Origin of the sequence: Acinetobacter sp. KB005, from assembly GCF_049949095.1 — a bacterium.
Classification (GTDB): domain Bacteria; phylum Pseudomonadota; class Gammaproteobacteria; order Pseudomonadales; family Moraxellaceae; genus Acinetobacter; species Acinetobacter calcoaceticus.
Genome location: NZ_CP188191.1, coordinates 2872054 through 2896327, shown reverse-complemented (window position 1 = coordinate 2896327; position 24274 = coordinate 2872054). Strand labels below are relative to the sequence as shown.

Below are 24274 nucleotides of genomic sequence, written 5' to 3'. Positions count from 1 at the left end.
GAGAATAAAGATGACGATTAAACTTAATCCATTAAACGCTATCGATTTTTATAAAGCTGATCACAGACGTCAGTACCCAGTAGGTACAGAGTACGTGTACGCAAACTTTACGCCGCGTTCATCTCGACTCGCTAAAATGTTACCTGACTTCGACGATAAAGTTGTGGTCTTTGGTCTTCAGGGTTTTATCAAACACTTTTTAATCGATACATGGAATGAAGGCTTTTTCCAACAACCTAAAGACAAAGTGGTAGCTGCTTATAAACGCCGCATGGATACATCATTAGGTGAAGGTGCTGTACCCGTTGATCATATTGAAGCGTTACATGACTTGGGTTATTTACCATTACGCATTAAAGCATTGCCAGAAGGTAGCCGCGTCAATATGCGTGTACCCGTGCTTACCGTAATTAATACCGACTCGCGTTTCTTTTGGTTAACCAACTATATTGAAACTGTGTTAAGTGCTGAGCTTTGGAAAAGCTGCACTACTGCAACGATTGCCTATGAGTACAAACGTTTATTAACCCAATATGCCGTAAAAACTGGTGCACCACTTGATTTTGTACCTGTGCAAGGACACGATTTTAGTAGCCGTGGTATGAGTGGAATTTATGATGCGGCTCAATCGGGTGTCGGGCACTTAACCAGCTTTATTGGAACTGACTCGGTTGCGTCAATTGACTATGCAGAAGAATATTACAATGCAACAGGTGTAATTGGAGTCTCTGTACCAGCGACCGAACACAGTGTGATGTGTATGGGCACAGAAGACAGTGAGCTAGAAACATTTAAGCGTTTAATCTGTGAGCTTTACCCGTCAGGTGTTGTCAGTATTGTGTCTGATACTTGGGACTTTTGGCGAGTGATTACAGAGTTTACAGTGGCTTTAAAACCTGAAATTCTGGCAAGACAACCCAACGCTTTAGGCTTGGCTAAATTGGTTTTCCGTCCAGACTCTGGTGACCCTATCAAAATTATTTGTGGTGACCCAAATGCCGAAGTTGGCAGCCCAGCGTACAAAGGCGCGGTTGAATGTTTATGGGAAGTGTTTGGCGGTACAACGACTGACCAAGGCTATAGAGTGCTTAATGAACGTGTCGGTTTAATTTACGGTGACTCGATTACACTAGACCGTGCACAACGTATTTTGGAAGGGCTAGAAGCCAAAGGTTTTGCTTCAAACAATTTGGTGTTTGGGATCGGCAGCTTTACCTATAATTACTTAACTCGCGATACCTTTGGATTTGCTGTTAAAGCGACTTGGGGACAAGTCAATGGCGTAGGCCGAGAGCTGTTTAAAGACCCAATTACTGACTCAGGTGTAAAAAAATCTGCTAAAGGTCTTTTACGCATCGAAGAAAGTGAAACTGGTTTTACCTTGTTTGATGAGCAAACAGCGGAACAAGAACAAGGCGGAGCACTAAAAACAGTCTTTGAAAATGGTAAACTTGAATATGAGTGTACGTTGGATCAAATTCGTGATCGTTTATCCATCGCATAACTGAGTTTAGATGAGTCGTTACATGGGTATCGGCTCATCGTTTTCATTGAGAGACTGAACGTGACTATTCAAACTGAACAAGAATTCCTTGCCAGTTATGATCGCCGAGATTATGACGCACCTTTACTCACTGTAGATATGGCTATTTTCTCGGTATTTAATGGTCAGTTGCAGGTATTACTCATTAAGCGACCAAACTTTCCAGCCAAAGACCAATGGGCTTTACCGGGCGGTTTTGCCGATTTAACCCATGATCAGGACTTGATGGCCACGGCTTATCGTAAGCTGGTCGAAAAAACGGGGATTGCTTCACCTTATTTGGAACAAGTTGCTTCTGTCGGCAATGCGAAACGTGACCCGCGTGGTTGGGCTGTGACCATTTTGTATTTTGCTTTAATTGATTTTAATGCCTATCAACATCAAGAGTTAGCGGAATACAGCGAATGGGTGCCTGTAGCAAGAGCACAAGATTTCGCTTTGGCGTTTGATCATAATGAATTGCTTAACTTGGCATTGGAGCGTTTAACTAATAAAACCCGCTATACCGCATTGCCAGCCAGTCTAATGCCCGAGTTATTTACGCTAACCGAGCTACAAACCATTTATGAAATTATTCTTGGGCAATCCTTAGATAAAAAAGCGTTTAGACGCCGTATGATAGAAGCGGGTGCAGTTGAAGAAACTAGTCAAAGTAAAATCGTGGGCAAACGACCAGCTCAGCTTTACCGCTATGCACTCGATTCTTTTGATTTTATATTTCCTCGCTCACTCGAATTACCTAGAAATAAAGAGGGTGAAGATAAGCAAAACAATGAGCTTTCTGACTAGCGCATCTTGATGCACTTTTGATTTATAATGCCGCGCTTATGATTGATGTCATGTTTTGATAAGCACTTTGCCTATGTCACACGCTTCTTCCTGCTTCCAACAAAACCAGTTTTTTGTGTTGGTGGAGTATCTCACTTCACTGCATGAGATTTATCCTGTGAAACATGAGTTTGCAGGATATCCGGCTGCAATGACATTGGCAGATCGCGTACATTCAGATCATGATATTGCGCCGCTTGAAGCGAGCAAAACTTACCCTGACTCAATTGATAAAGTCTTACACTTTTCTGGTAAGGCCCGAGACATACAAGACTTTGAGCATTTTTTAGAGCAAGCTAAAGCAGCCAATATTCAAAACTTGTTATTGCTTACAGGCGATAAACTTAAAGAGCATCATAATGGGCGAGATGGGCAGCCTCGCAGTCGATACCTAGAGTCGGTAAACGCCGTGATGGCTGCCAAGCAACATGGCGGTTTTCGTATTGGAGTTGCTTTTAACCCATTTAAATATGTCGAAGCTGAGCGGGATGCACAGTACTTAAAACTGCATAAGAAGATTAAAGCAGGCGCTGACTTTATCATTACCCAGTTGGGCTATGACATTGAAGCCTTAAAGCAAGCCAAATCATTTTTAACGAAGCATGCTTATTCGCAGCAAATACTGGCTTGTGTCATGCCACTGACTTTAGGCCGTGCTAACTTCATGGTAAAGCATAAAGTTGCGGGTATTGTGATTACTCCACACATGCTAAAAGTCTTGGCAGAAGAAAAACAGGCAGGAAATACAGATCGCGTTTATTTACGCTGTGCTTTACAGATTTTGATATGTAAACACTTAGGGTATGCAGGAATTCACTTATCTGCCTGCCATAAGCCTGAAGAGCAAATGTTGCTTGAAAGCTACATTGAGCAATACAGACACCTTAAGCTTGAGGCCTTAGAAGAGCTATGGAATTCACTTTGGCAAGTCACGACAGGCAAAGAGTTTGCGCCTGAAATTGCTCGTTTTTCTCGCCAGCCAACATCTAAACAATTAATTAAATATCGCCAGTTACATGTTATGCATGAGGCGCTGTTTGAATCAAAAATTGCCAAAGGGCTTGGACGCTTTATTTTTAAGGCGTCTTTTTGGGAAAATGCTTTAGTAGCCAAAGCATTACTTAAAACAGAAGTACTGAGTAAACACAGCCTAGTCGGTTGTGAAAGCTGTGGTCAGTGCCGCTTAAGCGATACTTTATATATTTGCCCTGAAACGTGTCCAAAAGGTTTAGCTAATGGGCCTTGTGGCGGTACAACTTTAGACCGCTGTGAATTTGGTGACCGTGAATGCATTCATTCAGTCAAAGCAAGACTTGCAAAAGCGGTTGAACAAACTGAAATATTAAAAGAAAAACTGATCCCAACTGTACCAATTGAAACGAGAGGAACCAGCTCTTGGAAAAACTGGTATTTAGCAACTGAGGCTTAAGTTTTGTATTAACCGTTGATTTGTTGTTGCTAAAAAATCAAATCATATGCTAAAGCACCGCGATAATTTAAAAATAACAATTGTTTGCCTTAATTATGTCCAATCAAAATGATCACCTAGGAGTATACTTAAAGCAAATCTTTTGCGTTAAAAGGAAAGGCTGTCTCAATGAAAAAATTGGTTGCTGTACTTACTGTAATTGTTGGTTTGACTGGATGCGTTTACGACCCTGTTAATTACAACAAAATACACGACCAAGAGTTCCAAGATCACCTCAGGCAAAACGGTTAGTAATAAAAAAACCCACTCAATGAGTGGGTTTTAGTGTTTAAAAAGCCCGACTATCCACTGTATCTGAAATTACTGTGGTATATCCTAGTTAAAGCTCTACATCCACAAGCTGCAAATTTGGTTCTGGCAATTTCTTTACCTTCCCGTGAAACAATTGAGGTCCAAAAAAGTAAACTGTTTCCTAATGGCTCAATTTATTCTTCATTTATACATTTAAATCTGATTTCAGTTTTAGGAAAGTTACCCAAAATATAGGGTGGTTTTGCATCAATAGTTTCTAAGACATTAACGAATTTATTTGTTTTTTGGCATTCTTGATATGCTTCCTTCATTGCTTCTGCTTTAAGTGTTCCCATTCCACTAAACCCAGTAGCAGCTTGTCGTGAGACCATATAAGTATTATTTCCCATAGGAACAATACCTGAATTTGCAGCGCACCCAACAATTAATAAACTACAAATTGTTATTAAAAATTTTTTATTAAAGGAAGTAATAAGCATAAAATTTTGATCCAATAAACAAGTTTTTTAAATTAAACAATTCTTAAGATTACTATTTATTTTTATATGTGACAATTAGTAACCAATTTGTTAGATTGTGTGAACTTTATAAAGCTGGTTAAATCATGAAAAAGAATATTAGTTTACTAATTTTAAGTATTGGCATAGTTGGTTGCGCTTCTCCATCCTACAATTATCAAGCTGTCCCTAAAAATATAAGCAAGCCGCCAATTGGTTCAGTTAATAAAGCATTTGTAGGGGATCAAATGCTTGAACAAGGTATAGTGGTTGATCGTGAAGTTCTAAACGTGCCTGAGAATATTAAAATTAGCTTTGCCTATTCACTTACTCCGGGCATTTACTTAAAAACGGGCCAAAATGAAAAAGGGCAATATTTTCAGCCATTCAACACTGTAAGCGGTGGGGGGATGGTTCAGAAAAACCCTTTAGCTGACCCATTTAAAGTAGTTATGTATGATAATGAAGGTAAGCTTTGTGTAGTAACAATATTTAATGCAAAAAACTGTACTGATAAACATCAAGCTACTATGAAGACTGTAGCAATTGCATCAGATAATTCCTTCCAACAAACATTAATTTATAGTGGAAAATTTGGAAATAAAATTAATGTAGGCTACCGTGAATTTTCAAGTAATCAAGCACGTCCTGCATTCAATAATGATGTTGAATATGATTTAAGCCAATCTAAGCAAATAGGTTATAAAGGCGCTTTATTAGAAGTAATTGATGCTACTAATCAAGATATCACTTACAAAGTTTTGAAGAACTTTAACAAGGTTGATTGAGATGAATGTAGAAAATCAAGGCATGAAAGAAAGTGATGTTTGTAATGCTATTGGATGGGGATTAATTGTTCTAGGTGTTATATCTGGATTTATATTTATCCTTGTGTTTGGTCGAGTTGAAGTACCGAGAACTTATTATGGTACTGAGACTGTATGGTCAGGAATTATGGTTATTACAGGTATTGGGATAATCTTTAATGGTTTTTTAATTGGGTATTTATTCCAAAAGATAGCTAGTATCTTGAGATATCATGAAAATAAGCGAGATTAAAATGTTCCGAATATTTATTATTCTATGTACTGCTTTGGTTTCGGTAAATGTATATGCAGAAAAGAAAATGACAAAAAATGATGCAATAGATGTAATTTGTGGAGGAATTGGTGAGTATGCAAAATCAGTGATGACTTCTAGACAGTTAGGGGAGAATATTGCAAATAATATTGCTGTACTTAATAAACAAAAAAATATGGAAGAGCCAATAAAGTCCTATCATAGGGAAATTATTTATGAAGCCTATAGAGAACCAAAGTGGTCTACAAAAGAGAATCAAGATAATGCTATTACTGAGTTCAGCAACAAGATGTATATGACTTGCGCCGATGCATTTCAAAAAGAATTGGCTGGCTTAGAATAAGGTGGATTGAGGTGAAGAAGATAGTTTTATTAGTTGCCGTAGTGTTGATGCCTAAAATTTGTCTCGCAAATACAAATATAGAGCTTCCTTCCAAGGAAGAGCTTATTAAGATGATTGATAAAAAATACGAAATACAAACAAGGGATAGTAAATGTAAAACTCTTTCTGAATTAGCAAAAGCAATCATGGAAGGGAGACAAAATGGACTGTCTTTTGACTATGTATATAAAACAGCAGATGAAGGAAGTCTTCCTGAAGATATGAAAATGAAGCAACGACAAATAGTTCTTCAGGCATATGAATACCCCCTATATTCTAGCGATGAAGATAAACTTAAAGCGATTGGAAAGTTTCATTTAAAATCTTTCTTGGAATGTAGAAATAGAGGGGTAGAGCAAGATTGGGATTTAAGATGAAAATAGTGACTTTCACATGGGATGGTGTGAGTTGAACCCGCGTCTTTAACTTATAACTAATATTTACCTACCAAATCAAAAAATAGATATGTTATAGAAAGGATGGGATTGGTATTAAGTTCAAAGGAAGCACTTAACCGATCCTCTCAAAATTCGATGGCTTGCGTTAAATAGGTAGACTATGACCGCACTTTTAGAAAAGGATTTCAGCCCGTCTGAGTTTACATTGTTTTCTGAAATATTATGGAAACTTGGCTCAAGAAAAGGGCAATATAATTTACGTGAAAATATCATTGCAGATATTGCCATCTTATTACGGGCTGATTTCGCCGCATCTTACATTTGGGATTCAACACATAACTTATCGAGAGAAGGTGTGATATGGAAAATCGACCCCAAAGCGATGGAGGACTATGAGTGTGTTTGGCAATTTGATGACCCTATTACTGCACAGCTTCATAAACTTCAGAAACCAACATTTGTAAACGAAGTCATGCCTCTTGCTGACCTTAAAAAAACAAGCTATTACAATGAGTTTTTAAAAGCCTATGGTTTGTATCACGGCATAAATATTTATTTTGTCCGAAATGGTATAGATATTGGCGATTTACGCATTTGGCGTGCACAAGACGCCGACATGTTTGGTGAGCGTGAAAAAAGAATATTAAATCTACTTGAACCTTATTTTACCCAAGCCTTACCACTAGATTTATCAACACAATATGGTCTGACTCCACGTGAACAAGAAGTAGTTCGTTTGGTATCTAAAGGTTTGAGTGATAAAGAGGTGGCAAGTTTACTTGGTATTGGCTTTACCACTTTAAGAACTCATCTAAATAATGCCATGAGAAAAATAGGCTGCAATAATCGCACTGAAATGGCTTTATTGATTCAGCATTAAAACAAAGCAATCCTCAATTTTGAGGATACGAATGAATGAGCAATTTGTACTAAGTTCTTAAAATCGCAACTTAAATGGATTTTAAGTCATCATGTCAAATGCAGTTGAAAAAAATAATTGGATTGAATCACAGGGTTTAGTAAATGCTTCAGTTGATGTCATCACTAAATTGATTCATGAAAGAAAAATATCTTGCGAAGAGCTCGTCCATCATTACTTCGCCACTATTGAAAAACAGCAATCTTTAAATGCATTTATTAGCACAGATAAAGCTTCAGCAATTCAACAAGCTCAATATTGGGATAAATATCTGCTTAGTGGAAAGCCATGTCCAGCTTTGATGGGCATTTTAATTGCGGTTAAAGATAATATTCATGTTGAAGGTTTCTCAAATAGTGCAGGCACACCAGCTTTAGCTAATTTTAAGCCTCAAAGCTCTGCACCGATTATTCAAAAGCTCATTGATCACGGCGCGGTCATTGTTGGTAAAACCAATATGCACGAACTAGCCTTTGGCGTAACGGGTTATAATACTGCCATGCACATTGAAGGTGTTGTGGGTACACGAAATGCGGTAAACCCATTACATATTGCTGGCGGGTCTTCTTCAGGTAGTGCTGTGGCTGTTGCCGCAGGAATGGTTCAGATTGCGATTGGTACAGATACTGGCGCTTCTATTAGATTACCGAGTGCTTTAAATGGTTGTGTCGGCTTTCGTCCAACGGTAGGAAGATATTCACAAGAGTGTATTACCCCAATTTCACATACGCGGGATACTGCCGGCCCTATAGCACATACAGTATCTGACATTATCTTAATTGATCAGCTGATTACTCAAGAGCCAAGAAAAAAACCATTACAGCCTCATCAAATTAGACTCGGTATCAATCCATATTTTTGGAATCATTTAGATGAAGATGTTCATCAACAAGCTCATATTGCACTTGGTCTTTTAAAAGATGCGGGAGTCAAAATTGTTACTGTCGATATGACGAATTTAGAACAACTCAATCACGCTATTTCATTTCCGGTGGTCATCTATGAAGGTAAATATGATCTTATTCAATATTTGAAAGATCATCATGTAAATTTGACTATTGAGACTGTAGTTGATCAGATCTCAAGCCCAGATGTTCAGGCAATTTTTAAACAGAATATCCTTCCTCAATTAACTCAAGATCATACGGGTCAACTTGTTCCTGTTTTACCTTTCTATGAAAAAGCCATCAGTGACGCTCGTCCACAATTGCTGGAACTCTATCAAAACACATTTAAAGAGCATAACTTACATGCTTTATTATTCCCGACATCAGCCATCGTTGCACCACTAGTAAACGAGCAAGTCAGTTCAATTGAAAATTTCCAGACACTGATTCGAAATACAGACCCCGGCAGTAATATCGGATTACCTGGACTGAGTTTACCCATTGGAAAGGGAGCGAAATCGAAACTACCAATTGGGTTGGAGATTGATGGTTTACCTCATCAGGATAGTGAAATACTTGCGATTGGCGTGACTTTAGAAGAAATTTTTAGGGTTTTAAATAAGTAAAAAAATAAACTGATAATTCTCTATTTTTTAAATAAAAAAGAGTTAAAAGTAACTCTTTTTTAAGATTAATTTTATTCGTTAATAATGCTTGGTTTCTTAAGGGTGAGTTGGATTTGGTCTGGAAATTTTCATGTTATTCCACTTAATGTAGTTAATCATAAATTTATTAAAGTACGTCTTTAATAAGTTTTGTTTAACTATTTTGATAAATAAGAATATTTATATTTTATGTTTCTATAAATATTATAAAACTTATCGATAACTCTTTTTGAAATTACATATTGCCTTAATTAATTCTACATAAGTACTACAAATTGAATGCTGATTTTTAATATGGGTGCAATGAATTTTCCTGTCAATTAATCACTTTAATAAGAAGAATAATCACCTTAAGTTATTGATTAAAATTAATAACTTAAATTTCTAGATAATGGGTTATAAATAGAAATTTCAAAAAATATAAAATTACATAATTTTTAAACATATTTTTTATAGCATGCAATCTATTGGCGTAAATAGAAAAAATATATGTCAAAACGGTCAATGATATTTAATCGATTTAAGAATCATAATTTGCACCAAATTTTACGCTTTCACGATTCATTGAATAAACCAAGTGAAAAGTTACGTAAAAAAGACGCTAATAGTTTATTGGTGTAAATAAAAAATCGAATATTACAAATAAACGGAATGAATATGGATAACGTAGCTCAGCTAGAAACTGATACTAATTTCCAAAGTCGAAAAAAGATAACTTGGGGTGTTTTTAGTGTCCTGCTGTTATTTTTAGTCGCGGGCATTATATATTATTTTTTTGTATACCGATTTTATCAATCTACTGATAATGCTTATGTGCAAGCTGATGTCACTTGGGTAATGCCAAAGATTTCAGGCGAAGTGATGGAGTTATTAATTAACGATAATCAGTTTGTAAAGAAAGGGGAAACTTTAGCTGTCTTAGACCATCGTGATTACCAAGCTCGTTATGATCAGGCTAGCTCTGTCGTGAGCTTAAAAGAAGCAGCGCTAGGCGTACAACAACAAAATGAAAAGTCTGCCAAGTCTTCCATTACTGAAGCAAATAGTGGCGTTGTTGCGGCACAAGCAGACTTATCTCGCTTAAGAAAAGATTTTGAACGTTATCAAGATTTATTAAAAGATGGGGTAATTACCCGTCAAAACTTTGAAGGGGTTCAATCTCAATATTTAACTGCTCAGGCACAGCTAAGCAAGGCACAAGCCGCCGTAAATGCAGCAGAAGCTCAGTTGGGTAGTTTACAAGCCAGTAGAGCGCAACTTTTGGCTGATATTCAAAGTGCCAATGCAAACTTAAACCTTTACCAAATTGATTTGGCTTCATCAAAAGTGGTGAGCCCAGTCGCAGGGAAAATAGGAAGCCTTGCGATCCAGAAAGGATCACGTGTTTCTCCGCAAACTCGCTTAATGGCGATTATTCCTGAAAATAGTTTGTATGTACAAGCGAACTTCAAAGAAACCCAAATTGAAAAAATGCATATTGGTCAGAAAGTTAAATTAAAACTTGATGCTTACCCAAGCCTGACTTACAGCGGAACAATTGAAAGCTTTTCTCCAGCCTCTGGTGCAACTTTCTCACTCATGCCACCAGACAATGCCACAGGCAACTTTAATAAGGTTGTTCAACGTATTCCTGTACGCATTGCCATAGATTCAAGCCCGCATATTGATCTTATAAAACCCGGAATGTCGGTTAGCGCTACGGTTGACCTAAGAACTTAATAATAAAATTTTTAGGTAATAAGAAATGAATAAGCATATTGACGCTGAGTGGAAGTTTCCCGCAAAGACGGCTTGGGCAATTTTTGCTGCCATGATTTTTGGCAACTTTATGGCGATTCTTGATATTCAGATTGTGGCGAGTTCTTTAAACGAAGTTCAAGCCGGCATGAGTGCAAGTCGCTATGAAGTGACTTGGGTGCAAACGGTTTACTTAATTGCCGAAATTATCGCGATTCCAATGTCGAGTATTGTCTCACGGGTGCTTTCAACACGGGTGTATTACACGATCTGTGCGATTGGCTTCACCATCAGTTCTTTACTTTGTGCGTTGGCATGGAACTTAGAGAGTTTACTGGTTTTCCGTGGCATTCAAGGCTTTATGGGCGGCGGGATGATTCCGACTTCCATGACGGCATTGTACTTACTTTTCCCTGAACCAAAACGCTCATTGCCTTTGGTCATGTTTGGAATGATCAGTACTTTAGGTCCAGCCATTGGCCCAACCATTGGCGGCTGGTTAACCAATAACTTCTCATGGCACTGGATGTTCCTGATTAATATTATTCCGGGCATTATCATTGCCACGGTCATCTACTCAGGTCCAAATATTGACCGTGCGAATCATTCACTCATCAAAAGCATGGACTGGTTTAGCCTCATTGGCATGACGATGTTTTTAGGTGGACTTGAATATTTCCTTGATGAAGGTGCACGGCACGACTGGCTTGCAGACACAGGCGTTCGGATTGCTTTCATGGTCTGTGTTGTGGGCGGCATGATCTTCTTCTCTAGAAGTTTTACCCAACCCAAGCCTTTGCTCGATTTATCTGTATTTAAAAACAAAAACTTTACCTTAAGTGCCATCACAACTTTTGTGATTGGTATGGCACTTTATGGCTTGGGTTACATGATTCCAGTGTTTTTGGGGCAAGTCCGTGAAATGAACAGTAGCCAAATTGGTCACGTCATGATGGTGACAGGTATTGTCATGTTCTGCTTTGCGCCGTTTCTTGCGTGGCTCATTCCCAATTTTGATACCCGCAAAACTGTGTTTATTGGAATGATTCTGGCTGGCTTTGGCGTATGGCTCAATTCTCACCTCAGCATTCACAGCGATTATGACTTTATGTTCTGGCCGCAAATCTATCGTGGCATTGGTCTCATGATCTGTCTGATTGTGGTTTCGCATTTAGCCATGAGTACTTTGCCTCTGAGTAAAGTGGCCGATGCCAGCGGTATTTATAACCTGATGCGCAATATTGGCGGAGCGGTTGGACTGGCGCTGATTAACTCATCATTAGACTGGTTGACTGCGCTACATGTTACCCAGATTAATCAGTCTATGACCCCGCAGAACTGGATCTTTATAGAAAGACTCGATCAGCTCACAGCGCAATATCAGGAAGTCGGCTCAAATGCACAGCAAATTGCGCTCAGTGTGATCTATCGTGACATTCATTTTCAGGCACTTACATCTAGTTTTAATGATTTATTACGCATGCTCGCAATCATCATGTTTGTGACCGCCTTTTTAACCATCTTTATGGATCGGGGGAAGAAAATGAATATGTAGCTATTTAGAAATAAAGGGCAGCTTTCAAAGAATGAAAAACAATAGGGCATATCAAAACGTATCCCTTCATAGAAAAAGAACATTTTTATGAGTTTTCTAATATCGGTAGATGAGATCGGAAAACTCGCAAATTAGAGGTGGAAGGTTAAAGGATTATGATTAATACAACGTATAAACTGATTTCAAAATTGAACCTGAAAAACACGACTTATGGTCAATATTTTGAAAAAGAGCAAATCGATACTGACCGATTAAAAGTGATGTATTCCATTTACGAACAGTATTATGAAAATACGAGATTTTCTATTTTCGTAGATGATTTCCAAAATAAAAGTGGTGCGATCTTAATTTTTGACTCGGAAACAGATGAGATTGTGGGGTTCTCAACCGTTGTTGTGCAGCACTTTTACTTAAATGGTAAAGATTACACCGTGTTATTTAGCGGTGATACGGTCATTTTGAAGAAGTTTTGGGGCACGCGTAGTCTGCAAAGTACCATGCTCAAACTCATGATCAAGCTTCGAATCAAATATCCATTTAACGAACTCTATTGGCTACTCATTTCTAAGGGCTATAAAACCTATCTCTTACTCGCCAATAACTATTATGTGTATTACCCAAATATTAAAGATGAAAATCAGCATCTCTCGGAAGTGGTTGAGCATTACTGTGAGAAATTCTTTGGGGAATACTACGACCGTGAAGCTGGCTTATTAAACTTTGGTGATGACTATCAACCATTAAAAGGTGAAGTCGCACCGATTACTGCCGAAATGAGACAAAAGAACCCAAATATTCATTTCTTTGAGCAAATGAATCCAACATGGAGTGCGGGTACAGAATTACCGTGTATTGGTCGATTAGGCTGGAAAGATCTCGCTCGTTTCCCAGTAAAGCTCATCACTAAACCCACGAGCAAGGGAAAATTTGAAGCCTGTGTAACACATAAAACAAAACGCAGAGAGGCCATCCAATGAAATCTAATGAATGGCTGACCACGGGTTCACATCTTATTTTAAAAAAATGGTGTGATGCATCTGATCGTAATTTTCAAAAACGGTTTAATGCGTTAGAAGCAACACAACGTCAAATTCTGCATTCGATTTTACAGACCTCTACATTTGCTAAAGACAAAAAAGTTCAAAACTATGAGCAGTTTGTAAAATCATTTCCTGCGACACGTTACGGCGCATGGCGAGAAGACATTCAGCGTTATCGTGAACAAAAGTTGTCACTGTCGAGCAGTAAGCTGGTTCGTTTCCAACCAACCAGTGGCTCGAGTGAACAAATCAAGTTTATTCCATACACCAAGCTGTTTTTAGATGAGCTTGACCATGCAATTGCGCCGTGGATGGCAAGTCTATACCGTAAATGCCCACAGCTTAGTTCGGGAACGCATTACTGGTCGGTGTCATGGTTACCTGAAAGTCAGCGTGAAGTTTTAAAAGACAAAAACCTAAATGATGATAGTGCGCTACTGGGTGTAGGTAAGCGAATTTTATCTAAATTTACCCAAGCGGTTCCAAGTAATGTTGCATTTGCAGCCAATGCCGATGATGCACTCTTTGCAACGATTTGCTATTTGGTGGCAAACCGTAACTTAGCCATGATTTCGGTGTGGAGTCCAACTTTTGCGTTGCAATTGCTTGAGCGTTTGGAGTTACTACAACAAGACGTGATTGAAGTTTTACAAAGTGGTTCATGGAGCAATCGTCAGGCTTCATTAAAAGAAGTGACTGCACCGCATAGTCCTGAAAGCGCTCAAGCCTTAATTGATAGTTCAAACGGCGAACAGATCGACTTCAAACAGCTATGGCCTAAGTTAAGTTTAGTGTCGAGTTGGGATACAGCAGGTTCAAAAGCTTGGGCCGAAAAATTAAAAGAGAAATTACCCAGTGTTCAGTTTGAAGGAAAAGGTCTATGGGCGACAGAAGGTGTAGTCACGATTCCCTATAACGACCAATACCCACTGGCGTATCAAAGTCACTTCTATGAATTTGAATATTTAGAGGGTGAAAAACAAGGACAAATCGTTCCATCGTGGCAGCTTAAACAAGGGGATGTGGTGAGTCCACTCATTACCTCGGGTAATGGTTTGCTTCGTTACTGTATGGATGATTGCTTACGCGTGACTGGCTTTATAGAGCAAATCCCGTGTTTTGAGTTCCAAGGCCGCCGTTTTGGTGTAGATCTGGTTGGTGAGAAACTCGCACCTGAAACTGCCCAGCAATTATTGTCGCAGTTAAATGAAACGGAATCTAAAGCGATTTCTTTACTGGCGATTGATACCGAGCAACACGTTAAGCCGTTTTATTGCGTGCTTTTTGAAGGCGAAATTCATCACAGTATTAACAATGAATATATCGACAGTATCTTGCGTCAAAACTTCCATTATGAACTTGCACGAAACTTGGGACAGCTCGACCAACCTCAAATTCGTCAAGCCAATAATGGGTGGAATGCCTACAAAAAATTGGTCATGTTTGATGGCATTATCGAAGGCAATATCAAACCTGAGCCACTCAAAAAAGTCACCCTGAATAGTTTGGAACAACTATGAAAGGGATGAAGCAATTTAATACTCGGTTTTTAACACTTCGACACGCCTTGTATCTTGGCGTGTTGGTTGTGTCGAATACACATGCCATGACTCTAGATGAGGCATTGTCTGCCAGCTTAAGACATGAAAGTCAGCTTGAAGTCAGCCGTTTAAGCGTGAACCAGTCAACCGCTATGCTTGAACAAGCGAAACAGCGTGATGGGCTTAAAGTCAATTTAGTCGGGCAACTTGACTATGAAAGAATAGATACGCCTTCACAAGTGCTGTTTCCCACTGAAGGAAACCGTAAAGGTCGAAGTTTGCAATTGCAGGCGGATTATCCGATTTATACCTCTGGACGGCATCGTTTAGGAATTGATGTTGCCGAAAGCCAGCTCTCTGCACAAAACCAAGGTCTATCAGACCAAAGATCGGAAACTATTTTAAATACCGTCATGGTGTATACCGACGTATTAAAAAAGAAAGCGATTTTAGAACTCAGACAAAAGACTATGGCAAATCTGCAACGGTCTTTATATGAATCGAAGCGCCGTTTTGATGTGGGTATGATTACTCGTGCGGACTTGGCTCAAGTTTTGGCACAAGTTGCCCAAGGCCAAGCCGATATTACACAGGCTCAATCTAACTTGACCGTAAGCGAAGCACAGTTTTATCAAGTGACAGGTGTAACGCCTGAAAACCTTGTTGCGATTAAACAACTACCCGCTATTCCCGGTAACTTAGATGAAATTTTGGCTCAAACCAAAAATCATCCAGCTTTAATGCGTAGCAAATATGAAAAACAGGCTGCCGAGAAACAATATGCTTTAACTAAACGTGAACTTTGGCCTACGGTCATGCTCACCAGCCGTGCCGGAAAGCAAGATGAAGCAAGCTATATTGGCTCCGAAAGTAATAACTATATGGTTGGGGTGCAGTTGAATGTACCGCTATACGATGATGGTTTAAATCGGGCCAATGTCAAAAAAGCACAGGCCGATATAGATTTGGCTAACCAAAAAACGCGAAGTCTTGAACTAGATTTGAATAAGCGTACACGCACGAGCTATGCGCAGCTTCAAACCATTCGACAAAATAAAGAAGCACTGGCAAATGCCATAGAGGCAGCGTCGATTGCCTTTGTCTACACACGTAAAGAGTTTGATGTCGGCACGAAAACGACTTTTGATTTGCTGAATACCGAGCAGAAGCTACTTGATGTACAAACCCAAAAAACAGTGAATGATCAAGACGAAGTCATGTTTGTCTATCAGCTACTCGACCAAATGGGGCGTTTAAATAACTTGGTTCCCGTACAGACCGCACAACAGGTGAATAATGAATAAAACAAATCCACCACTTGCTGAAAATACGCTCATTACCCGAGAAGCAACTTTGGCAGATGATCAGGCTTTAAGAGACTTGATTGCCGTACCCATGACCACCAAAGGGATACAAATTAGCTTTCAGCGTGAACCCAGTTATTTTCAAGCTTCCGACATTGTGTATCGACATAAATTACATGTCGTGATTGAAGACACCGAGAGTCAGAAGCATGTTGCTTGTTATAGCAATGGTCATCGCCCATGTTATGTCGATCGGAACGTTCAAAACTTACGATACGCAGGTGATTTGCGGGTAGACCACAACTATCGTGGTAAATCACTGGTGAAGGTTTTGGCAAAGCATGTAAAACAGACCATGCATGAACCGAACTTTAGCCAAATGATTATTTTTGATGATAACCACGCCGCGCGCGCTGCCATTCAAACGGGCAAAACGGGAATGCCTGATTATTATGATGAAGGGCTCATTGAGACATTAAGTCTGACCGACACGGGCGCAAAAAGAAAAATCACGGCTTTCTTAAAGCAAGCTAATCAGAGTGATCTTCAAGAGATTCGTACATGTGTAGCCGAAGCTAAACATGTGGCAGCCATGAATCAGTTTATTAGCGACATGGCAGAGTTTTATAATTTTATTCCAGCCTATAACTTTGAAGAACTTGCCCAAGGACATCAGTATTTTTCAGGGATAAAGCTCTCGGACTTTTCACTTTATTTTAAAGGTGAAAAACTGGTGGGCATGTTTGGCTTGTGGGATCAGCACAGCATTAAACAAACCAAAATTTTGCATTACAGTTCAGTCATTGGAATTTTCAGACCCGTTTATAACTTGCTAACTCCAATTACTAAAGGCATGCGTTTGCCTAAACTTTGCGACTCTATTCAGTACCATGTGCTACACACCTTAATGTGCCATCCAGAAGATTTGGCTTTGCATCATAAAATGCTCGAAGATGCCTATAACAAATCAAAACAGCAGGGCGTTGGTGTGGTGAGCTTTACGCTTTCACATAAAGACCCGCGCTATCAATTAAACCAGTTTTATAAAGGTGAGCGTTTAACGGGTATGCATGGTTTTATTAGTTATGAAGGCGACCCAAGGCCACATTTTGATAAAAACTTGATTCCATATTTAGAAGTTGGGCGTATTTGATTTAAAGCTTGAAGTGATACTTTGAATGAAGCCCACGGAAGTGGGTTTTGTCATTTTGAAGATGAGAGCTGAAGTTGAAGATCAGTTTATAAAAGAAAATATAGCGATAATTTATAATATAATTATTTAATTTTTAATAGAAAAGTATTTTAATTTTTATTGATGCGTAGTCACTAAACGTACATATAGCGCAACTACTATACAAATCGAAATTTAAGAACATGGTAGTTAAGTGATGAAAAAAAGTTTATTGGGCGGTCTTATTCTGTCTTTGTGTACAACTCCAGCTTTTGCATTAAATATTTTATTGGTTAACGATGACGGTCTAACCAGCAATGTCAAAGCACTCTATGATGAATTAAAAGCAAATGGTCATAGCGTGCTTGTGTCTGTGCCTTGTTCACCACAAAGTGGTCGTGGTGGCGCAATTGTCATGTACAGCTCAACAACCATTTCTGCGGATAATGATAAGCAAATTGCGGCTGAAAACGGTTGTCATAATGGTGCAGCACCAATTGGCGCACCTGCTGCGGGGACTTTTACCAAAGCTGGTTATACCAATGGTGACTGGAATTACACGCACGGTACACCAGTGATGGCAACGGTTTATGGACTAGATGTGGTTGCACCAAAGCGTTGGGGTAAAGCGCCAGACTTAGTTTTATCTGGCCCGAATGAAGGTCAAAATGTCGGAAAAGTCGTTGTGCACTCTGGCACGATTGGTAATGTACAGTTTTCAGCGGGCCGTGGCATTCCGTCTATTGCATTAAGCGCAGATACCAACACGGTAGATGATAAAACTTTAAACAACCCTAACTCTGCAATTGTGGCAAAACAAACCGTAGTGTTATTAAAAGAATTACAAGCTAAGGTAGGCAAGGGCCAATTGTTGCCAAAAGGCATTACCTTAAATGTAAATTTCCCTAAAAATTTAACAACCAGCACACCTTTTGCTTTTTCAAAAATTGGGACGTATGACTTATATAAACTGAAGTTCCAAGTGACGAAAGACAATAAAGGCAACAACCAATTTGGTCTAGGGATTGATGCGGCACCATCGGCGCCAACCGCAGCTCAAATGTCGGATGAAAGCGCCGTCATGCAAAGCAAAATTGCTGTGACTGCAATGCAAGTTGCTTACGACCAGCGACCAGCAGCTCAAGAATGGCTCAAAATTCGTTTAAAAAGCCTATTTAACAAGTAAGGAGAAAGACCATGAAACGTTGTTTGTTGGTTTTACTTCTTGGAATGGGCTTGGCAGCTTGTAATGATGATGACAACAATGACCAAGTCTCGACTGAAAAACCTGCACTTGCTCCGAGCTTAGATGTCGGTACTTATATTATTAGTACCGAAACTGATCAAGAGTTACCTATGGCGGGTAAATACTATTCTGGTGCAGATGGTTCTAAATTATTGGTTTTAGATGATGACGAAAACCGTGCCAAAATTGTGATGAGCTATGACGCAAAAACCAAAGCTTGGCAGAGCAATCAGTCTAATCAAGCGATGACCGTTGAATTAGCACATTATGAAAAAATTGATGATCAAAAACTTTTGATTAATCAATTAGCCGGCACATACGATTTATCTTTTCCAGATGGAACAACGGTAAATGCCGAGGTGAATGCACAAGGTAAGATTGTCTCGAAAGACCCAAATTGTGTGTTTACAGGTGTTATTACTGAAAGTGCATTAGCGAATACGGCGAATTATCAACTTACCGATAATAAGTGTGATGCACTAAAAAATAACTCGAAAGGTTATGTTGTGGTAGATGAAGACTTAGAGCCTATGAGTTTTAGACTTGTATCTGACACGGTTGCATCTAAAGACATTTGGGCTTTTGCACAATCTTAAAAATAAAAAGGCAACGGATTCATTTCGTTGTCTTTTTATTCCAACCTATCTTGTGCTGTTGAAACAATTAACATGGTTTGAAGGTAATAATCTACTCGTGATTGATTATTTTCTTTATGTGAGTTATGCGCATTAAAGGCTGCATCATGAAGTTTCACGATTCGAGCAATCGGATTCAAACTACAACGAATTAAATATTCTTCGCGTGTTTCACTTTCTCGTTTAGTTAATGCATCAACGGCATCACGGACTTCTTTTCCGAATAAACTTTCGATTTTGTCTAGCGTAAGAGGTGTGTCTTCAACGCTATCGTGGAGAAGGGCTGTAATAATATAGACTTCTGAAAATCGGTGCTCAATTAATGAGTTGACCACACCTTTAATATGGTAATCAAAGTAATCATGAGAACCATACTTTTGACCTTGATGAGATTCTTTTGACAATTTCTCTGCGAGTTCAACTTTATTTTGAGTCATTTTTTGCTCTTATCACTTTAAGTATATGACACGGCCTACTTTGTGAGATGGGACGCTTAAATACAATTTTATACTGAATAGCCACTCATAAAAACTCTCTTTAATAACAGTAGTCATTCATTTTTATTTATTCATTCTTAGTTGAGGTGGGCCAATCTAGAAATTAAGTTTTTGAAATTTTAAACTTTAACTTAATGATATAAGGGTAGATTAAAAATATTACTTAAGAATTTCCTTAATTATGTAATTAAATGAAAAACAATAACTAATTAAATATTTTCTAGCCAATTTTACATTGACACTTCAAATATTGGAGATTACCATTTGCGTGCTGGCCTACATTGCCAGTTGGTTTTAGCAGACCATCAGCCAAAGTACACGAAAAAGTCTAACTTTTTTGTGGAAATCCCTGTGTGCCCCTTTTACGGTGGAATGATCTGACCCCATAAAGTTGGACAGTTAATTAAGCAGTTTTTAAAAACTGATTTCTATATTGTACAGGGGATAAACCTTGTAGCTTCACTTTGATTCTCTCATGATTATAATAATGAATGTACTCTTGTATAGCTTTCTCTAATTCATCAATTGATTGAAATTTTTCACCATGAAAGCATTCCGATTTTAATATTCCAAAGAAGCTTTCTATTACAGCATTATCCAAACAATTTCCCTTACGAGACATACTTTGAATTAAACCATGTTGTTTTAGTTGCTGTTGGTAATGAGCCATTTGATATTGCCATCCTTGATCGGAATGGAGAATTGGTTTTTCATGTCGTTTAAGTTTAGCCAAAGCATGAATGAGCATATCTTTTACTAACTCATAATTGAGTTTGCGTTGGATTCGGAATGTAATAATTTCCCCATTAAATAAATCGATAATCGGGGATAGGTAAAGTTTTTCACCGTTCACATTAAATTCCGTTACATCAGTTGCCCATTTCTGATTTGGTCGATTTGCTTTAAATTGCCGTTTTAAAACGTTATCAGCCACTATCCCGACACAACCACTTTTATATGAGCGATATTTTAGTGCTCTGATACGTGATTTAAGTCCCATAGTTTTCATGAGTCGATATACACATTTATGGTTAATCATTATTCCTGTACTTTTCAGAGCAAGAGTAATTCTACGATAGCCATAGCATCCCTTATGCTTATGGTATATGGACTTAATCTGCTGTTTTAACTCAGTATATTTATCATTAGTACGTACAGCTTTCATGTGGTAGAAATAAGTACTACGGGCTATCTTGGCAATACTGAGTAAGAGCTTTAATGGATAAATTTGCCTTAATTCTGAAATAATTTGAACACTGTCTGCAGTACAAATTGAATTTAAGTACGTTGCTTCAGTTTTAAGGCTTTTAGCTTTTTTAAAAAAGCGACCTCTGCGCGTAAAGCTGTAAGCTCATCAATGAGCTCTTGCTGAGACTTGTCTTTATCATCTCTTGTTGGTTTCACTGTTTTAGTTTTATCTTGCTTAGTCATATTGGTATAAGTCCGTTTAGTATTAAACCCAGCAATCCCTTCTTTATGATACAGAGCTAGCCATCTTCTTAAAATTGACGTCCCGCTCAGATTTAACCGTCTTCTTACTTCTCTTACGGGTATCTTATCAAGAAGCATTTGTATTGCATTGATTTTAAATTCTGAAGAATAATAAGTTTTTTGAATTTTAATATTAAGCCCATCAGTACCATGTGCCTTATAGTTTTCAATCCATAACCGAATGGTTTGGAGATCTACATTAAACTCTTTGGAAAGAATTTTATAGCCTTTACTACCATCTAAATAAGCCTGAATTACTTTGAGTTTTAACTCTTTTGAATGCTTTGGAACTGGCATAGGTCACACCTTATAAGTTTAAAAAGTCTAACTTATGGGGTGCAGTTCAGAGTCCACTGATCCAATTTTTTAGACGCACATCATCTTCGAGCTCAAAGTTTCTTGTCGCCATAATAATTTTTATATTGGTATTGGCATATTGGCGTAGTAAAAGAATCTCTTTAACCATTTTAATGCATATATCTAATGCATTTGATGAATGAAGAGCAGTCCAACGAAGAGCATCTAATTGATCGAGCAAAATGATAATTTCTTGTCCCTGTTCATATTTTTCTAAGCAAGCAATAGGCGAATATGGAAATCCTAAATCTTTTCCAAATTGATCGAGATTTTTTTCAGGAACTCGTCTATCTAATCGAATTGGAAGAACAATAGTCCCAGATCGAACAAAATGTTTTTTCAAATCTAATAAGAAAGCACTCTTGCCAACCCCTGCATCAGCTTTAATTATTGTGATTGGGTTATTATTAACAGTATCTAATGTAGTACTGAACTCGGCACGTTGAATGTTTTGTTGTGATATTAAATAAGGCTCGATTGAATGATCAAATTCATCATTTAGCGTTGCTATTACAGCGGATATATGAGGATCACCCGGATAGGTTTTAAAGGAAAAGTGGTGGTCTTCTAAATCTGTTTTAAGAATATGAGATTTAATACGTGTTCTTAGCTTACCGCACTTAACAGGGTAAATTTGAAGGAAATGAACAAGATGACTAGGAGGTTGATAAACTAATTTTTCAGCTATTAGTGTAAATAATGCATTATCCACATCATCTTCATTAAATTGTGTTATTTCAAAACTCTTTAGAAACTGAATAGCTTTGTCTAAATCATCTAAACTTGATGAATCTAGATTTAAACGGTTACATAGTTCATTAAATAATTTTAGCCTATCTGGGCTTATATTTTTAATTTGATATTCAAAAAATTCAGAGCTAGAGTCTGTACTGTTTCTTGCGCTTTCACAAATATCTTCTAGTAATCTAAATCCAATTCTAGATACAACTTTGTAAGATTTAGAGCCAGATAAGATGTGTTGAAAACCTTTTGTTAAAAGTTGTTTGGTTTGAAGTGTGGCAAGTGTCCAAGCATTATCGGAAAGATTTCCAATTTTGCATTGATGATGTTCTCTAGATCCATCCAGATTACCAATAATAACATCTACAGCATCTTCATCTGGACCAACAGGTTCCACTTGTACATAAGAAATTTTCTCATCTAATAATTTTAAGAGTTGATATGCTACCCAAGAGGATTCATAACGATTTCCAATTTTTTCTGTAAAGCCACCTGGTTCTAAAGACACAAACATTCCTCAATTTTTAAAATATTTTTATTATTATAATTTATATATTTTTTTCTAATTTTCCAATAACTAACGTTGATAATATATTGGAAATTCAATATTTTTAAATTTAATAGGTAAAGATCCGAAATTAGTAAATTTTATTCAAATAACTTTGAGAAAAATATGAAAGGCATTGAAATTTTAGAGATAAATGAAATTAGTGATTATGAAGAAGGCTTATCGCTATTGTTAGAAGATTCTGTAAATAACGGAGCTTCAATAGGTTTCTTAGCTCCTATGGAAAAGAACGAAGTCTTAAATTATTGGCGTGAGGTCAACCATAAATTAGCACAAGGTAATAGCCGTCTATGGATTGCCATTCAACAAGGAAAGATTGTAGGTAGTGTTCAATTATCCTTGGTGAATAAAAAGAACGGTGTTCATAGGGCAGAAGTTGAAAAACTCATGGTTCTAACGTCATCAAGAAAACAAGGAATAGCAACTTTACTAATGAATGAGCTAGAAAGTTTTTCAAGAGAAAAGGGTTTGCGCTTACTTGTCTTAGATACACGGGAAGGCGATGTGTCCGAACTTTTATATAGCAAAATTGGGTTTGTTCGTGTGGGTGTAATTCCAAATTTTGCATTAAGTTCAAATGGGAATTATGGCGGCACAGCGATTTATTATAAAAAGCTTGTTTGAAGCTAGAAATAACTATTCAAAAGCCTATCAAACCGCCATGCGATATAGAACATGGCTGACTAATGAATTATATAGTCAGCTTAGTAGAGCACTTAAAATCGATATTTCTTTTTCTTATGCCAAACTATTTTTATATATGATAGAAGGTGCTGTTATTTAGCATTTAAGTTTTTTGGGGGGGTAATGAGAGAGTGGTTGAGGTATTTTTGAGGGGGGAGAAATAATTCAGTGAGTAATTAATTAGATGAGTAAGCTCAGAATAGCCATGAATATACATTTGAACTTTTATTTTTCATATTGAACTATACAGACAGTTCTGTATAATATTGTTTAATGTAAAATGAGGTTATAAGACTTCAGAATGACTATAGAGAAAATTTATGACTGATAATGATCAAAAACCACAGAAAACTTCTGAGAGACTTTTACGCCATATTTTGGAATATGACCCTCAAAAGGTTGATCTAAAATTTATTTTTGATCATGTAAGAAATTATGGTATAGCAGCTACAGTAATGCTTTTAGGCATCTATTTGGCAAAGCACCCTGAAACTTCTATAACTCTTATCCCAAGTTTTGATATTTTATGGGCAATCTTGTTAATATGTATAGGATTCTTGCTAAATATTCTTAACTTAGTACAAGCAATTTTAATTTTAGCTAAACTAAAACTTAATATTGTTATTTATTTTGTTTTTAGTTTCTTATTATTTTTTATTACTAGTAAATTATTTTTTACATCTATTAGACAAGTTATAGGTTATTAATGTATGAAAAGTATTTGCTATGTTGATGCTGAATTAAACATGAGTCGAAAACTATTAACA

General features: G+C 37.6%; 24 protein-coding genes and 1 pseudogene. 20 read left to right on the top strand and 5 right to left on the bottom strand.

Going from position 1 to position 24274, the window contains the following annotated elements:
* Positions 1 to 10: 10 nt before the first annotated feature.
* The 3 genes from ACPF64_RS13845 (at position 11) to ACPF64_RS13835 (ending at position 3800) form a co-directional block, all read left to right on the top strand.
* On the top strand, positions 11 to 1504 hold the full coding sequence (locus ACPF64_RS13845) for a nicotinate phosphoribosyltransferase (protein ID WP_426453963.1): 1494 nt from the start codon (positions 11 to 13) through the stop codon (positions 1502 to 1504).
* A 60-nt stretch (positions 1505 to 1564) separates the two neighbouring features.
* Positions 1565 to 2332 (top strand): ADPR responsive transcriptional repressor NtrR, encoded by a 768-nt coding sequence (gene ntrR, locus ACPF64_RS13840; RefSeq protein WP_426453961.1) that lies wholly within the window; start codon positions 1565 to 1567, stop codon positions 2330 to 2332.
* Between the two features lie 73 nt (positions 2333 to 2405).
* Positions 2406 to 3800 (top strand): methylenetetrahydrofolate reductase C-terminal domain-containing protein, encoded by a 1395-nt coding sequence (locus ACPF64_RS13835; protein WP_426453959.1) that lies wholly within the window; start codon positions 2406 to 2408, stop codon positions 3798 to 3800.
* 485 nt (positions 3801 to 4285) lie between these two features.
* On the opposite strand, the gene ACPF64_RS13830 is transcribed toward ACPF64_RS13835, so the two are convergent.
* The gene (locus ACPF64_RS13830) at positions 4286 to 4591 is read right to left on the bottom strand and encodes a hypothetical protein (RefSeq protein WP_005040508.1); all 306 of its coding nucleotides are present in this window, start codon (positions 4589 to 4591) and stop codon (positions 4286 to 4288) included.
* Between the two features lie 125 nt (positions 4592 to 4716).
* Here ACPF64_RS13830 and ACPF64_RS13825 point away from each other — a divergent pair, with 125 nt between their 5' ends.
* From ACPF64_RS13825 to ACPF64_RS13760, 14 genes are all read left to right on the top strand, one after another.
* Complete coding sequence (locus ACPF64_RS13825) at positions 4717 to 5397, top strand: hypothetical protein (RefSeq protein WP_426453956.1); 681 nt, start codon at positions 4717 to 4719, stop codon at positions 5395 to 5397.
* 1 nt (position 5398) lies between these two features.
* Positions 5399 to 5668: a hypothetical protein gene (locus ACPF64_RS13820; protein ID WP_005040512.1), complete on the top strand. Its 270-nt coding sequence runs from the start codon at positions 5399 to 5401 to the stop codon at positions 5666 to 5668.
* Positions 5649 to 6032: a hypothetical protein gene (locus ACPF64_RS13815; protein ID WP_035364283.1), complete on the top strand. Its 384-nt coding sequence runs from the start codon at positions 5649 to 5651 to the stop codon at positions 6030 to 6032. The genes ACPF64_RS13820 and ACPF64_RS13815 overlap by 20 nt, the downstream gene beginning before the upstream one ends.
* A gap of 11 nt (positions 6033 to 6043) precedes the next feature.
* Positions 6044 to 6448: a hypothetical protein gene (locus tag ACPF64_RS13810; RefSeq protein WP_035364285.1), complete on the top strand. Its 405-nt coding sequence runs from the start codon at positions 6044 to 6046 to the stop codon at positions 6446 to 6448.
* 181 nt (positions 6449 to 6629) lie between these two features.
* The gene (locus tag ACPF64_RS13805) at positions 6630 to 7349 is read left to right on the top strand and encodes a helix-turn-helix domain-containing protein (protein ID WP_426453953.1); all 720 of its coding nucleotides are present in this window, start codon (positions 6630 to 6632) and stop codon (positions 7347 to 7349) included.
* A gap of 91 nt (positions 7350 to 7440) precedes the next feature.
* Entirely contained in the window at positions 7441 to 8901 is a 1461-nt protein-coding gene (iaaH, locus tag ACPF64_RS13800) for an indoleacetamide hydrolase (RefSeq protein ID WP_426453951.1), read from the top strand.
* A gap of 696 nt (positions 8902 to 9597) precedes the next feature.
* Positions 9598 to 10659, top strand: a complete 1062-nt coding sequence (locus tag ACPF64_RS13795; RefSeq protein WP_003651829.1) for an HlyD family secretion protein — start codon at positions 9598 to 9600, stop codon at positions 10657 to 10659.
* A 25-nt stretch (positions 10660 to 10684) separates the two neighbouring features.
* Positions 10685 to 12232: a DHA2 family efflux MFS transporter permease subunit gene (locus tag ACPF64_RS13790; protein WP_426453948.1), complete on the top strand. Its 1548-nt coding sequence runs from the start codon at positions 10685 to 10687 to the stop codon at positions 12230 to 12232.
* A gap of 188 nt (positions 12233 to 12420) precedes the next feature.
* Entirely contained in the window at positions 12421 to 13209 is a 789-nt protein-coding gene (locus ACPF64_RS13785) for a hypothetical protein (protein ID WP_426456151.1), read from the top strand.
* Positions 13206 to 14792, top strand: coding sequence for a GH3 family domain-containing protein (locus ACPF64_RS13780; RefSeq protein WP_426453946.1), 1587 nt, complete (start codon positions 13206 to 13208; stop codon positions 14790 to 14792). The genes ACPF64_RS13785 and ACPF64_RS13780 overlap by 4 nt, the downstream gene beginning before the upstream one ends.
* The gene (locus ACPF64_RS13775) at positions 14789 to 16117 is read left to right on the top strand and encodes a TolC family protein (protein ID WP_426453944.1); all 1329 of its coding nucleotides are present in this window, start codon (positions 14789 to 14791) and stop codon (positions 16115 to 16117) included. Before ACPF64_RS13780 ends, ACPF64_RS13775 begins: the two co-directional genes overlap by 4 nt.
* A complete protein-coding gene (locus tag ACPF64_RS13770) occupies positions 16110 to 17270 on the top strand; it encodes a hypothetical protein (protein ID WP_426453942.1) in 1161 nt (386 codons plus the stop codon). Before ACPF64_RS13775 ends, ACPF64_RS13770 begins: the two co-directional genes overlap by 8 nt.
* Positions 17271 to 17502: 232 nt before the next feature.
* Positions 17503 to 18474 carry a 5'/3'-nucleotidase SurE gene (locus ACPF64_RS13765; RefSeq protein WP_426453940.1) on the top strand — a complete coding sequence of 324 codons (972 nt, stop codon included), beginning with the start codon at positions 17503 to 17505 and terminating at the stop codon, positions 18472 to 18474.
* Positions 18475 to 18485: 11 nt separating this feature from the next.
* Positions 18486 to 19130 carry a hypothetical protein gene (locus ACPF64_RS13760; protein ID WP_426453938.1) on the top strand — a complete coding sequence of 215 codons (645 nt, stop codon included), beginning with the start codon at positions 18486 to 18488 and terminating at the stop codon, positions 19128 to 19130.
* Between the two features lie 35 nt (positions 19131 to 19165).
* Here the strand turns inward: ACPF64_RS13760 and ACPF64_RS13755 are convergent, their stop codons facing one another.
* From ACPF64_RS13755 to ACPF64_RS13740, 4 genes are all read right to left on the bottom strand, one after another.
* Positions 19166 to 19606 carry an HD domain-containing protein gene (locus ACPF64_RS13755; protein ID WP_426453936.1) on the bottom strand — a complete coding sequence of 147 codons (441 nt, stop codon included), beginning with the start codon at positions 19604 to 19606 and terminating at the stop codon, positions 19166 to 19168.
* 463 nt (positions 19607 to 20069) lie between these two features.
* Positions 20070 to 20939: an IS3 family transposase gene (locus ACPF64_RS13750; protein WP_426456114.1), complete on the bottom strand. Its 870-nt coding sequence runs from the start codon at positions 20937 to 20939 to the stop codon at positions 20070 to 20072.
* Between the two features lie 5 nt (positions 20940 to 20944).
* Complete coding sequence (locus ACPF64_RS13745; RefSeq protein WP_270902241.1) at positions 20945 to 21454, bottom strand: helix-turn-helix domain-containing protein; 510 nt, start codon at positions 21452 to 21454, stop codon at positions 20945 to 20947.
* A 46-nt stretch (positions 21455 to 21500) separates the two neighbouring features.
* Entirely contained in the window at positions 21501 to 22763 is a 1263-nt protein-coding gene (locus ACPF64_RS13740) for a hypothetical protein (protein WP_426453934.1), read from the bottom strand.
* Positions 22764 to 22928: 165 nt separating this feature from the next.
* Here ACPF64_RS13740 and ACPF64_RS13735 point away from each other — a divergent pair, with 165 nt between their 5' ends.
* The 3 genes and pseudogenes from ACPF64_RS13735 to ACPF64_RS13725 all read left to right on the top strand — a co-directional run bounded on the left by ACPF64_RS13735 (position 22929) and on the right by ACPF64_RS13725 (position 24214).
* Positions 22929 to 23447 (top strand): GNAT family N-acetyltransferase, encoded by a 519-nt coding sequence (locus ACPF64_RS13735; protein WP_426453932.1) that lies wholly within the window; start codon positions 22929 to 22931, stop codon positions 23445 to 23447.
* A pseudogene (locus ACPF64_RS13730) lies at positions 23428 to 23604 on the top strand (TetR/AcrR family transcriptional regulator); the annotation flags it as partial. The gene ACPF64_RS13735 and the pseudogene ACPF64_RS13730, both read left to right, overlap by 20 nt.
* A 223-nt stretch (positions 23605 to 23827) precedes the next feature.
* The gene (locus ACPF64_RS13725; protein ID WP_426453930.1) at positions 23828 to 24214 is read left to right on the top strand and encodes a hypothetical protein; all 387 of its coding nucleotides are present in this window, start codon (positions 23828 to 23830) and stop codon (positions 24212 to 24214) included.
* Positions 24215 to 24274: the final 60 nt, after the last annotated feature.

What these genes read in the sequence shown, in the direction of transcription:
- iaaH (WP_426453951.1), top strand. Translation starts at nt 7,441, where the DNA reads ATGTCAAATGCAGTTGAAAAAAATAATTGGATTGAATCACAGGGTTTA.
- ACPF64_RS13735 (WP_426453932.1), top strand. Translation starts at nt 22,929, where the DNA reads ATGAAAGGCATTGAAATTTTAGAGATAAATGAAATTAGTGATTATGAA.
- ACPF64_RS13745 (WP_270902241.1), bottom strand. Translation starts at nt 21,454, where the DNA reads ATGCCAGTTCCAAAGCATTCAAAAGAGTTAAAACTCAAAGTAATTCAG.
- ACPF64_RS13795 (WP_003651829.1), top strand. Translation starts at nt 9,598, where the DNA reads ATGGATAACGTAGCTCAGCTAGAAACTGATACTAATTTCCAAAGTCGA.
- ACPF64_RS13830 (WP_005040508.1), bottom strand. Translation starts at nt 4,591, where the DNA reads ATGCTTATTACTTCCTTTAATAAAAAATTTTTAATAACAATTTGTAGT.
- ACPF64_RS13755 (WP_426453936.1), bottom strand. Translation starts at nt 19,606, where the DNA reads ATGACTCAAAATAAAGTTGAACTCGCAGAGAAATTGTCAAAAGAATCT.
- ACPF64_RS13790 (WP_426453948.1), top strand. Translation starts at nt 10,685, where the DNA reads ATGAATAAGCATATTGACGCTGAGTGGAAGTTTCCCGCAAAGACGGCT.
- ACPF64_RS13760 (WP_426453938.1), top strand. Translation starts at nt 18,486, where the DNA reads ATGAAACGTTGTTTGTTGGTTTTACTTCTTGGAATGGGCTTGGCAGCT.
- ACPF64_RS13770 (WP_426453942.1), top strand. Translation starts at nt 16,110, where the DNA reads ATGAATAAAACAAATCCACCACTTGCTGAAAATACGCTCATTACCCGA.
- ACPF64_RS13820 (WP_005040512.1), top strand. Translation starts at nt 5,399, where the DNA reads ATGAATGTAGAAAATCAAGGCATGAAAGAAAGTGATGTTTGTAATGCT.
- ACPF64_RS13780 (WP_426453946.1), top strand. Translation starts at nt 13,206, where the DNA reads ATGAAATCTAATGAATGGCTGACCACGGGTTCACATCTTATTTTAAAA.
- ACPF64_RS13845 (WP_426453963.1), top strand. Translation starts at nt 11, where the DNA reads ATGACGATTAAACTTAATCCATTAAACGCTATCGATTTTTATAAAGCT.
- ACPF64_RS13825 (WP_426453956.1), top strand. Translation starts at nt 4,717, where the DNA reads ATGAAAAAGAATATTAGTTTACTAATTTTAAGTATTGGCATAGTTGGT.
- ACPF64_RS13835 (WP_426453959.1), top strand. Translation starts at nt 2,406, where the DNA reads ATGTCACACGCTTCTTCCTGCTTCCAACAAAACCAGTTTTTTGTGTTG.
- ACPF64_RS13815 (WP_035364283.1), top strand. Translation starts at nt 5,649, where the DNA reads ATGAAAATAAGCGAGATTAAAATGTTCCGAATATTTATTATTCTATGT.
- ACPF64_RS13805 (WP_426453953.1), top strand. Translation starts at nt 6,630, where the DNA reads ATGACCGCACTTTTAGAAAAGGATTTCAGCCCGTCTGAGTTTACATTG.
- ACPF64_RS13725 (WP_426453930.1), top strand. Translation starts at nt 23,828, where the DNA reads ATGACTGATAATGATCAAAAACCACAGAAAACTTCTGAGAGACTTTTA.
- ACPF64_RS13775 (WP_426453944.1), top strand. Translation starts at nt 14,789, where the DNA reads ATGAAAGGGATGAAGCAATTTAATACTCGGTTTTTAACACTTCGACAC.